The 12,794-nt window shown below is 45.1% G+C and carries 15 protein-coding genes; all 15 read left to right on the top strand.

Features of this window, described 5'->3' with window-relative positions; all coding sequences use genetic code 11:
* Positions 1-23 precede the first annotated feature (23 nt).
* The 15 genes from HP548_RS07960 (at position 24) to frr (ending at position 12,785) form a co-directional block, all read left to right on the top strand.
* Positions 24-1,460, top strand: a complete 1,437-nt coding sequence (locus HP548_RS07960; protein WP_099853276.1) for a protein-glutamate methylesterase/protein-glutamine glutaminase — start codon at positions 24-26, stop codon at positions 1,458-1,460.
* Positions 1,461-1,492: 32 nt separating this feature from the next.
* Positions 1,493-3,565, top strand: a complete 2,073-nt coding sequence (locus tag HP548_RS07955) for a chemotaxis protein CheA (protein WP_175381349.1) — start codon at positions 1,493-1,495, stop codon at positions 3,563-3,565.
* 42 nt (positions 3,566-3,607) lie between these two features.
* Positions 3,608-4,069, top strand: coding sequence for a chemotaxis protein CheW (locus HP548_RS07950; protein WP_063566392.1), 462 nt, complete (start codon positions 3,608-3,610; stop codon positions 4,067-4,069).
* A gap of 37 nt (positions 4,070-4,106) precedes the next feature.
* The gene (locus HP548_RS07945) at positions 4,107-4,700 is read left to right on the top strand and encodes a chemotaxis protein CheC (protein ID WP_090807429.1); all 594 of its coding nucleotides are present in this window, start codon (positions 4,107-4,109) and stop codon (positions 4,698-4,700) included.
* Positions 4,693-5,190, top strand: a complete 498-nt coding sequence (locus tag HP548_RS07940) for a chemotaxis protein CheD (RefSeq protein ID WP_063566391.1) — start codon at positions 4,693-4,695, stop codon at positions 5,188-5,190. The genes HP548_RS07945 and HP548_RS07940 overlap by 8 nt, the downstream gene beginning before the upstream one ends.
* A gap of 3 nt (positions 5,191-5,193) precedes the next feature.
* Positions 5,194-5,637 (top strand): hypothetical protein, encoded by a 444-nt coding sequence (locus HP548_RS07935; RefSeq protein ID WP_076289519.1) that lies wholly within the window; start codon positions 5,194-5,196, stop codon positions 5,635-5,637.
* A 15-nt stretch (positions 5,638-5,652) separates the two neighbouring features.
* Positions 5,653-6,441 carry a FliA/WhiG family RNA polymerase sigma factor gene (locus HP548_RS07930; protein ID WP_072732409.1) on the top strand — a complete coding sequence of 263 codons (789 nt, stop codon included), beginning with the start codon at positions 5,653-5,655 and terminating at the stop codon, positions 6,439-6,441.
* Positions 6,442-6,515: 74 nt separating this feature from the next.
* Positions 6,516-7,925 carry a DUF342 domain-containing protein gene (locus HP548_RS07925; protein WP_099853270.1) on the top strand — a complete coding sequence of 470 codons (1,410 nt, stop codon included), beginning with the start codon at positions 6,516-6,518 and terminating at the stop codon, positions 7,923-7,925.
* A 52-nt stretch (positions 7,926-7,977) separates the two neighbouring features.
* Positions 7,978-8,292 carry a hypothetical protein gene (locus HP548_RS07920; protein ID WP_076289521.1) on the top strand — a complete coding sequence of 105 codons (315 nt, stop codon included), beginning with the start codon at positions 7,978-7,980 and terminating at the stop codon, positions 8,290-8,292.
* Between the two features lie 66 nt (positions 8,293-8,358).
* Positions 8,359-8,931: a hypothetical protein gene (locus HP548_RS07915; protein ID WP_175381348.1), complete on the top strand. Its 573-nt coding sequence runs from the start codon at positions 8,359-8,361 to the stop codon at positions 8,929-8,931.
* Positions 8,932-8,934: 3 nt separating this feature from the next.
* Positions 8,935-9,567, top strand: a complete 633-nt coding sequence (locus HP548_RS07910) for an endolytic transglycosylase MltG (protein WP_175381347.1) — start codon at positions 8,935-8,937, stop codon at positions 9,565-9,567.
* Positions 9,568-9,807: 240 nt separating this feature from the next.
* Positions 9,808-10,506 (top strand): 30S ribosomal protein S2, encoded by a 699-nt coding sequence (gene rpsB / locus HP548_RS07905; RefSeq protein WP_024630243.1) that lies wholly within the window; start codon positions 9,808-9,810, stop codon positions 10,504-10,506.
* A gap of 116 nt (positions 10,507-10,622) precedes the next feature.
* The gene (gene tsf / locus HP548_RS07900) at positions 10,623-11,273 is read left to right on the top strand and encodes a translation elongation factor Ts (protein ID WP_062326078.1); all 651 of its coding nucleotides are present in this window, start codon (positions 10,623-10,625) and stop codon (positions 11,271-11,273) included.
* Positions 11,274-11,502: 229 nt separating this feature from the next.
* The gene (gene pyrH / locus HP548_RS07895) at positions 11,503-12,231 is read left to right on the top strand and encodes a UMP kinase (protein WP_024630245.1); all 729 of its coding nucleotides are present in this window, start codon (positions 11,503-11,505) and stop codon (positions 12,229-12,231) included.
* A complete protein-coding gene (gene frr / locus HP548_RS07890) occupies positions 12,231-12,785 on the top strand; it encodes a ribosome recycling factor (RefSeq protein WP_024630246.1) in 555 nt (184 codons plus the stop codon). Before pyrH ends, frr begins: the two co-directional genes overlap by 1 nt.
* The last annotated feature ends 9 nt before the right edge of the window (positions 12,786-12,794 follow it).

Genomic DNA, 12,794 nt, shown 5'->3' with positions numbered 1-12,794 from the left:
AAGGAAACAGGGGTGGAAACAACATGGCGGTGTATCAAGTATTGGTTGTCGATGATTCCGCTTTTATGCGTAAAATTGTTTCAGATTTAATTGAAGCAGATTCGGAGTTTAAGGTTACGGCAACAGCGTCAAATGGTAAGGAAGCTATTCAAAAAGCAAAAGATTTGAAGCCCGATGTCATCACAATGGACGTTGAGATGCCTGAAATGAATGGGTTGGACGCATTAAAATCGATCATGAAGCAATCTTTCGTCCCGGTGATTATGCTTTCAGGTATCAATGAACAAGGTATGAAAGAGACCATCATGGCGCTTGAGGCCGGTGCGTTTGACTTCATTCGTAAGCCATCGATTGTGCATGATCAGGATATTGCCCAAGTCGGTAAAGCACTGGTTGAGCGGATGCGAGCAGCTATGGATGAAATCAAGCGAAAAGCCGATCGTGAAGCATCCATGAAGAAACGGGATGAAGCACAGAGCAAACTGCTGCAACAGTCTCAGCGAGTTCAGGTTGATCCTTCTTTACCAGATCGTAAAGGTCTTTTGAAGAAAACGATAGAACCTGCTCAGCCAGGAACACGTCTAGGTAGCGGACAAACTGAATCCTTACGAGCAAAACCAAAGCATCCCATTATTCCACTGACGAAGCAGAATACGGGACGCCTGGACAAAAAGCAGGAGCCTTTGCGAGATTCAAATCGAGCTTCGGATGCCAGCAATGACAAATTAGCAAAGCTAAACAAGCCAACGCAATCTCCTAAGGAAAAACGTTTGTCCAATATATCTCGATTGGCAGAACAGGAAACTGCTGCAGCTTCAGCTGATCCATCCAAAGATATTTCGAAGGTAATTCCTTCTCATAAGGGAGCAGGGCCGGAAGGATCATTCAACAAACTTGTGGCTATTGGTTGTTCAACTGGTGGACCGAGAGCCCTCAAGACTTTGCTGGAGCAACTGCCAGGTGATTTACCTGCTCCAGTCATTATTGTACAGCATATGCCCCCTAACTTTACTCGATCCCTTGCCCAGCGATTGAATACGTTCAGTGAACTGCATGTGGTCGAAGCTGAGGAAGGCATGGTTTTACGAAAAGGAACGGCCTATATTGCTCCTGGCGGCTTCCATGTCAAAGTCAACAAAACTGCTGATGGAAGGTTCACCATAAAGCTGACAGAGGAAGAACCAGTCAATGGACACCGGCCCTCAGTAGATACGATGTTTGAGTCGCTGCTGCCGTACACGTCATTGCAACGACATTTGGTTTTGCTGACAGGGATGGGCAGTGATGGTGCTCGTATGATGAAAAAATTGTATGAAGCGGGTGTCACATCAACCTTTGCAGAGAATGAAGAAACTTGTGTTGTTTATGGTATGCCGCGTTCTGCTGTAGAGCTGCAATGCGTGCGTCATCTTCTACCCTTGCAGGAGATTGCGCCTAAACTTGTTCAAGCTGTGAAATAAACGGAGTAAACTCATGGAGGAGGTGCCTCACAATGGACATGAATCAATATTTATCTATGTTTATTGATGAGTCTAATGATCATCTGCAGTCCCTTAACGAAAATATGCTTCAACTCGAAGGCAGTCCGGAGGATCTGGGAATTGTTCAGGTCATATTCCGCTCTGCTCATACATTGAAGGGTATGGCTGCTACAATGGGGTTTGAGGATTTGGCATCATTGACGCACAAAATGGAAAATGTGCTGGATCTGGTGCGTAACGAAAAGTTGAAAATGCAGGATTTCATTTTTGATACCCTGTTCAAAAGTTTGGATGCCTTGGAGAATATGGTTCAGGATATTACCGGAGGTGGAGAGGGGAAAGCAGATGTCTCCTCCATCGTAGCTTCTCTCCAAGCCATTGAGAGTGGTGAATGGACGGGAGGTACTGCTCCAGTAGCCGAAGTAAATCAATCATCAAGCACAGTAACACCAAGTGCGGTTGAACTGGACGAATTCCAGTACTCCGTATTGGATCAGTCCATAGCTGAAGGTCACCGTGTGCTCTATATTGAAGTTCTTGTCAGCGAGCAGAGCCAACTGAAGGGCGTACGTGCATATATGGTCTTCGATCTGTTAGAACGCTCGGGTGAAATTGTTAAATCGTTTCCAACCGTTCAGGATATTGAGCAAGAGAAGTTTGAGCGCAGTTTTTCGTTGTATTACATAACAACCAAAGAGGCGCAGGAACTTGAAAAAGGCATTATGAGCATCTCTGAAATTGAAAGTGCCAAGGTCATTCAGCTGGATCAAGAGACTCTTCAGCAAATGACCAATCAGGCAGCGGCAACAGCTGAAGTGGAAGCTGCACCTGTTCCTGCTCCAGTAGATGCATCCCCGGAATCGGATTCTTCATCGAAAGAAGAACCAAAGAAACTGGCGGCCACTAAAACTGCACCTAAACAAGCTGCTGCACCTTCACGTACCATCCGTGTGGATATAGAACGTCTGGATGTACTGATGAATTTGTTCAGCGAGTTATTGATTGACCGTTCACGCCTGGAGCAGTTGGCCAGTGAGACGGGTAATAATGATTTATCGGATACTGTAGCTCATCTGAGCAGAGTCAGTACAGATTTGCAAAATATTGTACTGAAGTTGCGGATGGTCCCTGTAGATACCGTATTTAACCGTTTCCCGCGAATGATTCGTGACCTTGCTAAAACACTGGACAAAAAAATCGATCTGGTCATTACGGGTGCCGAAACGGAACTTGATCGGACGGTAATCGATGAGATCGGCGATCCGTTGGTACATTTGCTGCGTAACGCAGTTGACCATGGTGTTGAATCGATCGCAGAGCGTGTAGCAGCAGGTAAACCTGAATTGGGAACAGTTAACCTTCGGGCCTTCCATAGCGGAAATCATGTATTTATTGAGATCGAAGATGATGGTAAAGGCATTTACCGGGACAACCTTTTGAGAACAGCAGTCAAGCGTGGAGTTGTTACCGAAGAACAAGGTGCCAAGATGAGCGATGATGAAGTGAACCAGTTGCTGTTTGCACCAGGCTTCAGTACCGCTGATAAAATCTCGGATATCTCCGGCCGTGGAGTAGGCTTGGATGTTGTAAAATCCAAAATCACTTCTCTTGGTGGTAATGTAACCATTCATTCGACACCGGGTAAAGGGACGAACTTCTCTGTTCAGTTACCATTGACCCTGTCCATTATCGCTGCGATGCTTGTTCGACTGGGATCCGAGAAATATGCCGTTCCTTTGTCTTCCATTGTGGAGACAGCCATTGTACAGCGTGAACAGGTTCGCAACATTCATGGTAATAAAATGATCACATTCCGTGAGTCTCTAATTCCGTACCTGTCGTTGAGCGAAGTTTTTGGAGTGCCTGATTTCAATGACGCGGATGAACAAGAAACTGAAATCGTGGTCATTCGCAAAGGTGAACGTCTTGCAGCTGTAGCCGTTGAAGAATTTATTGGACAGAGTGAGATTGTTCTTAAATCGATGGGTACTTATCTTCCTGCCATTGAAGGAATCTCTGGTGCAACGATTCTGGGAGACGGACAAGTAGCTCTGATTCTTGATCCTAATGCATTTATTAAATAAGCACACAAGATAAGTCTTACATTTAATAGGGAGGTTTTTTACATGGAAGAAGAGTTGAAAGTCATTGTCTTTAAATTAGGATCCGAAGAGTATGGTATTGAGGTAGACAAGGTTCAGACGATAGAGCGTATGATGCCTATTACCCGTGTTCCTAAGACCTTCTCTTTTGTAAAAGGAGTTATTAACTTACGCGGTGTTGTTATTCCCGTCATTGATCTGCGTGGTCGATTCTCTTTGCCGGAAACAGAATATACCGATCAAACACGTATTGTCATTGTAGGTGTAGACGACATGCAAGTTGGCTTTATCGTTGACTCTGCCAATGATGTTATTGACATCAAACGTGATGCAATTGATAGTCCGCCTGAAGTGGTTGGTGGAGTTAAAGCAAGATACCTGCGTGGTGTAGCCAAGCTGGAGGATGCTCGCTTGTTGATTATGCTTAACCTGAACGAAGTATTAAATAAAAGCGAGGTTGTACAGCTGGAAAGTATTGAGGGCTAACACCGTGGAACTGTTCAACCGATTTGAGGGATTCCAAATGGATGTGCTCAAAGAGGTCGGTAACATTGGAGCAGGCAACGCCGCAACGGCGTTGTCTCAGCTTCTTAATAGACCGATTGACATGGGTGTACCTACAGTGCAGATGCTTCCTTTTGAAGAAGTTGCTGAAAAAGTGGGCGGGGATGAACGTATTGTTGTTACTGTATTTCTTCGTGTTGAAGGCGAAGCGCCAGGCAATCTGTTCTTTATGATGGCACCTGAGGCTGCCAAAATGCTGTTGAACCGTCTTGCTGGTTTTGATCTGAAGGAAGGTCTTGCATTCACGGAAATGGAACAATCGGCTCTATCCGAAATCGGAAATATTTTGGCGGGTTCATACCTTTCTTCATTGGCAGATTTCACGAAACTATCTATGTATCCGACTGTTCCTGGACTTGCTATTGACATGGCAGGAGCCATTTTGAGTTATGGTTTGTTGCAGTTTGGTGAAATGGGCGACGATGCATTATTGATTGACACTTCTTTCTTTGAAGGCGAAGATCAGGTAGAGGGTCAATTTTTCCTGATTCCGGATCCGCCATCTTTTGCTAAGATATTTGAATCTCTAGGGGTGCCACTGGATCATGATTGAGGACAAAAGCGTCGTTAAAGTCGGTATGGCGGATTTGAACATTGCTCATCTTCCCGGCGTAATCCGTACGACTGGCTTGGGCTCTTGTGTAGGATTAACAATGTATGATCCGCATTTGAAGCTTGCCGGAATGGCGCATGTCATGCTCCCCACTTCAGAGATTGCTCGTGAAGGAACTTTGAACAAAGCCAAATATGCGGATACGGCATTGCCGGAATTGTTACAAAGAATGATACAACTCGGTGCATCTCGTTCACGTATTGTGTCCAAAATGGCTGGAGGGTCTCAGATGTTTGCCTTCGCGGGAGCAGGGGATACGATGCGTATCGGACCGAGGAATGCGGATTCTTGTCGTGAATGGTTAGAAAAGCTTGGGATTCCACTTCTTGCCGAAGACACCGGTGGGAATTACGGACGAACGATTGAAATGGACTGTGAAACTGGACTTTTGACTATTCGAAGTGTCCAAATGGGTGTAAAGGAACTATAAGACATGATAGGAAACTACCGTATTAATCTTGGAGCAGGCATAGTCGGATTTATTCTGACTTTTTTTGTAGCATACAGCAGCAATGTGTTGATGACCAGCTTAATACGCGGGTTGATCGGCTTTGTAGCCTGGTTTGTCCTTGCTTATGGTTTACGCTGGGGACTGGGATTGCTGCTGAACCCTTCAGTAGAGGGGAATGGGTATGGTTATGATTCACCGGGCGCTCAAGAACTAAGAGGTTCACAGGTGGACATTAAACTCGAAGACGATGGACAAGAACTGAATGACTTGCTCAAACATGGACAGAACGCCTCCTCTGGGGAGAACCTTCCACCATCTGAGACGAAAGCTCCAACGGGATTTGCCCCTTTGGATCCGCCTAAACTTGTCCGGACCAAAGAGCCGGAGGAGTTGGCGCAGGCCGTTCGTCACCTGACAGACAAATAAGGAGGGTGAAAGCAATTGAACGAGCGTAAAGCTTCACATTTGAACCACGCTGACTTGTGGGAAAAGTGGAAAGAACAAGGCGATCTTGAAGCCAAGAAAAGTTTGATCGAAAAGTATCTTCATATTGTAAACTATGTATCCGGGCGTTTGGCTGTTGGTCTGCCCAAAAATGTCCCGAAAGATGATCTGGAGAGCAATGGAGTTATGGGATTGATTGATGCGTTGGAGAAATTTGACTATGAACGTGGTCTGCAATTTGAGACGTACGCATCATGGCGTGTGCGCGGTGCAATTCTTGATGGTTTGCGTCAAGGAGATTGGGTTCCTCGTTCCGTGCGGGAGAAAGCAAAACGGATTGAAGATGCTTACCAGCAGCTAGAGCAAACATACTTGCGTTCTGTTAGTGATGAAGAAATGAGCCAGTATCTCGACGTGTCTACGAAAGACTTTCAACATATGCTTCAAGAAGTGGCAGTTATGTCGCTTTGCTCTCTGGAAGACCCAATCCGGGAAGAAGAGTCCGAGACTCGACTTTCATTAATGGTCGATGAAAAAGCCAAAAACCCGGATTACAAAGTAAATGAATTCTATTTAAAAGAAGCTTTAGTGCAGGGGCTTGAAAAATTGACGGTCAAAGAGAGAACGGTTGTTTCACTTTTATATTATGAAGATCTCTCTCTTAGTGAAATTGCTGAAGTAATGTCTCTTTCTCCGTCACGTATCTCGCAATTGCACTCAAAGGCCATTTTACGATTACGTGGAACACTGGATAAACAGAAAGACTTGCTTATGCGTAAAGATTAATATAGTAATATATGAATAGAGAGTTTTAACATAGGATTTGGGGAGTGGAAAGTCTAAAAGGGGGAAGAAATGCATTGACACAGCGGACTGTTTTGGAACAGTGTTTGAGCATTGTTTTATCAGATGATAAAAGTACGGCCTACCTTGAATTTTCCAAACAGGAAGATGATTTTGCCTGCACACCGGAACAGCTCGAAAAATATTTAGCGAGTCAGGGGATTAAGTATGGTGTGCTGCGCGAAGCGTTGCTTGTTTTTGTGAGTCATCCTGAGACGTATATAAAGGAACAATACAAGATTGCCGAAGGTATAAAACCAGTACAGGGAACGGATGGATTCATCAAGGTATTGGTGGGCATGGACGATTCCAATGAACGGCGACCTTTGGAAGCAGAGAACGGAACAGTCGATTACAAAGAAGTGACTCGCTTAAACAATGTTCGAACAGGTCAAATCATTGCCGAACGAATTCCTCCTGTGGATGGCACGATGGGAAGGGCTGTAACAGGTGAAGAAATACCGTTTCGTCCAGGGAAAGAAGCACGCTTCAAAGTGGGGAAAAATGTTGTCGTTAATCCTGATGGATCCGCGATGTATGCCGCTCTGGATGGATTGGTTACCAAAACAGAAGGCAACAAATTGAATGTGTTTCCGGTGTACGAAATCAATGGAGATGTGGATTATAACACTGGTAACATCGATTTTGTGGGTACAGTTGTCATCCGCGGCAATGTGCTTACCGGATTTAAAGTAAAAGCTGCGGGGGATATACGTGTCGTCGGAGGTGTCGAGGGGGCGGAGTTGGAAGCTGGTGGCTCTGTCGAAATTACCGGCGGTATTATTGGTTATAACAAAGGGCTTATACAAGCAGGGCATAACGTGAAATGTACCTTTATTCAAGAAGGCAACGTCGATGCGGCTGAAAATGTACTGGTATCCCAAAGTATTATGCATTCCACGATTCGTGCAGGTCATGCGGTAATCTGTGAAGGTACCAAAGGACTTATCGTCGGCGGGTCGATCCAAGCTGGAGAAAAGGTCTCAGCACGCGTCGTCGGCAACAGTATGTCTACTGTGACTTCCATTGAAGTAGGGGTACTGCCTAAGCTCCGTAATGAGTTGAGTGACTTACGTAAGGAAGTCAAAGAGCAGATGGATGCTTTGGATAAAACGAAAAAAGCTTTGACATTATTGGATCAGTTAGCTGCTGCAGGCCAACTGACCCCGGATAGAATGTCCATGCGAATCAAACTGAGTGCGACTCAAAAATCTGCTCTTCGTCTTAGCGAGGAAACGAAAACACGTATCTTTGAAATTGAGAAGGTTCTTGAAGATACAAGTAGGGCTCGCGTCGATATTCATAAGATGATTTATGGAGGCTCTAGAATAGTTATCGGCAGATACACCAAATTTATTAAAGATCCGGTAAGTCGAATATCTTTTTATTATCATGATGGGGATATAACGATGGTTCCATTCGTTTAAGTACAGCATTCAAGCACATAAAGAAATCCATTCGATACCGTGAGGTGAGCGTATGAGTTTCAAAGCAGTTGAGTTGCAGATTGCCGTACCTAGAACAAGTGAGGCGGGGCGTTATCAGAATGAAGCCCAGCAGAGACCGGTCATTGACCAGAACCTGCTAGCGGAACAAACGGCCAAAGAAGCAAATGAAGCAAGGCAACGAAGCGAGGCGCTGGATGAAACAGCGCACACAGATGTACGCGATGGTCAATCTAGAAACAAAGAGCAGCAGAGCGGCTCCAACGAACCTGAAGTTACTTCAGCGCTGGAAACTGTCAAACCTGCTGAGCATCCCTACAAAGGAAAACATATTGACCTGTCGTTGTAATGGATGACATGTGACTCACATGTAGTCTTAAACACCGATGGCTGCATTAAAAGGAGAGAACCCAATTTGTCACCATGGATCATTATTGTCATATTAGGAGCCTGCGCAATAGCATATGCGCTTATCATGCCCAAGAAAAATAAAGTGCAGGAGCCTGGGCATCACCTGGTGCAAGAGATGGAATCTACGCTTGAACATTATATGGCTGAGATAGAGAACGATAATGATGCTCTCATTCAGCGTGTTGCTGAAATGAAGGGTGAGGCGACGGCGGCAGATCAGCGTATGCAGTCACAGCTTCAGGAATTACAGCGGAGGCTGGATCAACTGGAAGAAAGTAAAACGATAAAAACAGACATACCCTCCAATATAATTCCGGTACATAGCACAAGCGGATTGCAAGCACAGGCGCTTGTAGACAGTGTGCGAGCAGATTCGGCCCAACAGGTGTCAGAAGTAGAACAGCAGGCCGCTGTACAAGAACCTAAACCTGTACGTGAATCCATTAAGGACCGATATGCAGAGCTGTTTAATCTACATGCTGAAGGAAAGTCAGTGGATGCCATTGCCAAGCAGACGGGCATACAACGTGGAGAAGTTCAGCTGATTTTACAGCTGGCAGAACGGGAGGAGAGCTAACAGATGGACAAGCGCTCCTTATGGATTGGACTTGGAAGTGGCATGATTGTTGGTGCAGTATTGCTGCAGCTTGCAACGGTTGGACAAAACGCACTGTCTGAGAGTAATCTCGACCCTGAGTTGGCTACGGCCAATCTGACAATGGAACAGCTTGAAGCAGCTGCAAAGAGCATGGACATGAAGCTTGTAGCTTCTGATGATGAGTTGTTTACAGAAGCTGAGTGGGTAGCGAAGAAGAAACAAGAAGGCAGTGAACTACAGGGGGAAACGGCAACGGCACCTGAAGCGGCAGAATCAGCTGTGAAACCGGAGCAACCTGACGATCCAAAGCAACCTGTCACTAATGAAAGCGACAAACAGGACGAAGTCGATCAGCCAAAAACGACCGAACCGTCAAGTCCTAACAGTCCCGAAGCTGCGGCTACTGTATCGTTCAAAGTACGTTCAGGCAATAGTCTGGCCATCGTGGCCGGGAATCTGGAGAAAGCCGGGATTGTCGATAGTGCACAAGCTTTCATAAAGGCAGGCAGAGCAGAGCGAATTAACACTAAAATACAAGTTGGTACCTATGACTTGGAAAAAGGCGAAAGTTTCAAATCCATTATTGCCAAGATTACAAAAGAACCGTCAAACTGAGTGCGCTCAGGCAGGGCGGTTTTTTTGTATAAATAATGACAAGTTCTGTATCGCTATGAAGGAACGGAAATTTGCTTTGAAAGACTGTTGCATCAGGCAATCAGTTATGCTATATTAGATAACGGTGTTAAAACACACGCATGTGCTAATTTTGTTGAGGGTGCTTTCCTGATGGAGAGTCTTGGCGAAAAATGATGCCGGCGGAGGACACAATAAAACCATATTAGGAGGTGTGTGAAGATGGCAGTAATCTCCATGAAGCAGCTTCTCGAAGCTGGGGTACACTTCGGTCACCAAACTCGTCGTTGGAACCCAAAAATGGATCGTTATATCTTCACTGAAAGAAACGGAATTTATATCATTGACTTGCAAAAGACAGTGAAAAAAGTCGAAGAGGCTTACAACTTCGTTAAAGGAATCGCAGGAGAGAATGGTACAATTCTTTTCGTGGGTACTAAGAAACAAGCTCAAGATTCAGTTAAAGAAGAAGCTGAACGCGCTGGTCAATTCTACATTAACCAACGTTGGCTCGGCGGTACCCTGACTAACTTCTCAACTATTCAAAAACGTATTGATCGTTTGAAACAGTTGGAAGCTTGGGAAGAAGACGGTACTTTCGCTGTATTGCCTAAAAAAGAAGTAATCTTGCTTCGCAAAGAGAAAGATCGTCTGGAGAAATTCCTCGGCGGTATTAAAAATATGAAAGGCCTGCCAAGTGCCCTGTTCATCATCGATCCACGCAAAGAGCGTATCGCTGTTGCGGAAGCTCGCAAATTGGGTATTCCAATTGTTGGTATCGTTGATACTAACTGCGATCCGGACGAGATCGATTATGTTATCCCGGGTAATGACGACGCAATCCGCGCCGTTAAGCTGTTGACAGGTAAAATGGCTGATGCCGTTATCGAAGCTAACCAAGGCGAAGAAACTTCCGCTTAATAGATTCGAACATATCTAATGAATTAAATGAAAAGGGTGGTTGGTAGGTGGATAACCTCTCACTGCCCTTTTTTTAGAGTGTACTTACAATTACTTATTTTTGGAGGGAATTAATAATGGCAGTTAATGCGAGTGCAGTAAAAGAACTCCGTGAAAAAACGGGCGCAGGTATGCTCGATTGCAAAAAAGCACTGGAAGAAGCAAACGGTGACATCACGAAAGCAGCTGAATTGCTGCGTGAAAAAGGGCTTTCAGCAGCAGCAAGCAAAGCTGGCCGTGCAGCAACTGAAGGCGTTGTAGAATCTTATATCCACGCTGGTGGCCGTATTGGTGTACTGGTAGAAGTGAACTGTGAAACTGACTTCGTTGGTAAAACAGATCAATTCAAAGATTTCGTTAAGGACATCGCTATGCAAATCGCAGCAGCGAGCCCTAAATTTGTTACTCGTGAAGAAGTTCCTACAGAAGAGCTGGAAAAAGAGAAAGAAATTCTGAAAGCTCAAGCTCTGAACGAAGGCAAACCAGAAAAAATCGTTGAGAAAATGGTTGAAGGCCGTATCGGTAAATACTACGAAGAATTCTGCCTGTTGGAGCAAACCTTTGTTAAAGATCCTGACAAAACGATCTCCCAACTGTTGAACGAAAAAATCAGCCAAATCGGTGAAAATATCTCCATCCGTCGTTTCGTTCGTTATGAACTGGGTGAAGGTCTTGAGAAAAAAGTAGACAACTTCGTAGAAGAAGTTATGTCCCAAGTGAACAAATAAGACGGTTTTTAAACCGGCAAGCAGGAATGATTTTCGAAGATATAAGAATGATGAAACTTCGAAGCGCTACTCCCTTATATCCCAGGAAAACTATGCCTTACCGGTTGAACGTTTTTCCTAAAAGAGCGGAACACAACTGTGTTCCTTTCTTTTTAAGCAGGAGGCCATGCGCGAGAAGTTTTGTTGGTTGAACGCCGAGGGTGTTCAATTCAAAGTGGAGGGTGAATAATTGGAACAGCCAGTATTTAAACGTGTTGTCTTAAAGGTCAGCGGAGAGTCTCTTTCCGGTCAAAATGGCTACGGTATTGATGCAGAGACGATCTCGTCGATTGCCCAGCAAGTAAAAGAAGTAGTTGAACTAGGTGTACAGGTTGCTATCGTGTGCGGCGGCGGAAACATCTGGCGCGGAATTGCCGGTAGCGAAAACGGCATCGACAGAGCAACTGCCGATTATATGGGGATGCTTGCGACGGTTATGAACTCGCTCGCCCTGCAAGATGCATTGGAACAGATTGAAGTGCCTACTCGCGTACAGACATCGATTGCCATGCAACAAATTGCGGAGCCTTATATTCGTCGTAGAGCTATTCGTCATCTGGAGAAAGGCCGGGTCGTTATTTTTGCAGCAGGTACAGGTAACCCGTTCTTCTCCACCGATACAACAGCAGCACTGCGCGCAGCAGAGATCGAAGCAGAAGTCATCTTAATGGCCAAAAATAAAGTTGATGGTGTATACTCAGCAGATCCGTTTAAAGACAGCACAGCTGTCAAGTTTGATCAGTTGACTTACATGGATATACTTAACAAAGATCTTGGTGTAATGGACTCAACGGCGTCCTCGCTGTGTAAGGACAACAACATTCCGTTGATCGTATTTGCCATTACGGAACAAGGTAACATCAAACGTGTTGTTCTTGGTGAACGCATCGGGACAATCGTTAAAGGGAGTGTAGATTAATGCCACAAGCGGTTAAAAAACATGCCGAAGAACGTATGGATAAAGCGATTCAAGCGTTACGACGTGATCTTGCCACTTTGCGTGCAGGTCGTGCAACTCCGGCTCTTCTCGACCGGATTCAAGTAGAGTATTACGGTGCAATGACTCCGCTCAACCAATTGGCTAATATCAGTACACCGGATTCCCGGACACTGATGATCCAGCCGTGGGATAAATCCTCCATGGGGGATATTGAGCGTGCAATTATGAAATCGGATCTTGGCCTTACGCCAGCGAACGACGGAACTATGATTCGTCTGTCCATTCCGGCACTTACGGAAGAACGCAGACAAGAACTTGTGAAGTTGACGAAAAAGTTCGGTGAAGAAGGCAAAGTAGCCATTCGTAATATTCGCCGTGATGCGAATGATGATATTAAAAAAATGGAGAAGTCAGACATTTCCGAGGACGAGTCCCGGAGACATCAAGACGACATCCAAAAATCGACCGATAAGTTTATTGCTGAAGTCGATAAGGTACTCGCTGCCAAAGAAAAAGAAATCATGGAAGTGTAAGACAAGCGC

It is taken from the genome of Paenibacillus taichungensis, assembly GCF_013359905.1.
GTDB classification, from domain to species: Bacteria; Bacillota; Bacilli; order Paenibacillales; family Paenibacillaceae; genus Paenibacillus; species Paenibacillus taichungensis.
The sequence above is the reverse complement of the archived record's forward strand: the minus strand, read 5'-3'. Positions and strand labels throughout refer to the sequence as shown.

Coding starts and splice junctions, on each gene's coding strand:
- HP548_RS07960 (WP_099853276.1), top strand. CDS start 24: ATGGCGGTGTATCAAGTATTGGTTGTCGATGATTCCGCTTTTATGCGT.
- HP548_RS07955 (WP_175381349.1), top strand. CDS start 1,493: ATGGACATGAATCAATATTTATCTATGTTTATTGATGAGTCTAATGAT.
- HP548_RS07950 (WP_063566392.1), top strand. CDS start 3,608: ATGGAAGAAGAGTTGAAAGTCATTGTCTTTAAATTAGGATCCGAAGAG.
- HP548_RS07945 (WP_090807429.1), top strand. CDS start 4,107: ATGGATGTGCTCAAAGAGGTCGGTAACATTGGAGCAGGCAACGCCGCA.
- HP548_RS07940 (WP_063566391.1), top strand. CDS start 4,693: ATGATTGAGGACAAAAGCGTCGTTAAAGTCGGTATGGCGGATTTGAAC.
- HP548_RS07935 (WP_076289519.1), top strand. CDS start 5,194: ATGATAGGAAACTACCGTATTAATCTTGGAGCAGGCATAGTCGGATTT.
- HP548_RS07920 (WP_076289521.1), top strand. CDS start 7,978: ATGAGTTTCAAAGCAGTTGAGTTGCAGATTGCCGTACCTAGAACAAGT.
- HP548_RS07910 (WP_175381347.1), top strand. CDS start 8,935: ATGGACAAGCGCTCCTTATGGATTGGACTTGGAAGTGGCATGATTGTT.
- rpsB (WP_024630243.1), top strand. CDS start 9,808: ATGGCAGTAATCTCCATGAAGCAGCTTCTCGAAGCTGGGGTACACTTC.
- tsf (WP_062326078.1), top strand. CDS start 10,623: ATGGCAGTTAATGCGAGTGCAGTAAAAGAACTCCGTGAAAAAACGGGC.
- frr (WP_024630246.1), top strand. CDS start 12,231: ATGCCACAAGCGGTTAAAAAACATGCCGAAGAACGTATGGATAAAGCG.